This window comes from Alkalibacterium sp. m-11 (assembly GCF_054658155.1).
In genome coordinates this window covers 1-741 of the sequence record NZ_BAAGIR010000307.1, presented here as the reverse complement: position 1 = coordinate 741, position 741 = coordinate 1, and the positions used below count along the sequence as shown (strand labels likewise).

Below are 741 nucleotides of genomic sequence, written 5' to 3'. Positions count from 1 at the left end.
ACACATTACCACGATTTTATTGAGCAAGAAAAAACGCTCGGACAATTAGTACCGGAGGTGCAACATGAATCATCTTAGTTATTTTATTCAAAGATATTTTATGCATTACTTAATTGGTCAAAAGAATTATGGTCAGAATACATTAAGTTCTTATCGAGATACTTTTAAGCTGTTAATCAGATTTCTAAAAGAAAGTGGTTATAATATCAATCAAATGGAACTTGATGATCTCACTTCGGAAAATATTCTTGAATTCTCAAAGTGGCTGGAAAGCTCAAGGAATAATAGTCCGACTACACGTAATACCCGACTAGCCCACATCAAATCATTTTACTCATTTGTTTCCATTGAAAATCCAGAGCATATTGATACCTGTAGAAAAATTACTCGTATCTCTTTTATTAAAACGAAACAACATCCGGCAAAATATCTTCAAGAAAAAGTCGTGAAAGAGCTGTTAGATTCAATAAATAAACAAGATAAAACGGGTATTAGACATCTAGCTATAATTACATTGCTTTATGATTCAGCATGTAGAGTACAAGAGTTAATAAATTTAAATGTTTCTGATATTAAACTAGAAGGCGTGAGTAGTATGTATGTCAGAGGTAAAGGAGCTAAACACCGTCACATCCCATTACTCCCCCAAACAGGCAATATTCTAAAGAAATACTTGAGTCTATACCAATTACAAAATGAAAGACCACTATTTACAAATAGTCGTGGCGAACGTCTAACCAG

General features: G+C 33.1%; 1 protein-coding gene. It reads left to right on the top strand.

Annotation, left to right across the window (positions count from 1 at the left end):
* Positions 1-64 precede the first annotated feature (64 nt).
* On the top strand, positions 65-741 hold a 677-nt coding region (locus ACYQ2O_RS12540), incomplete at its 3' end, for a tyrosine-type recombinase/integrase (RefSeq protein ID WP_459796746.1).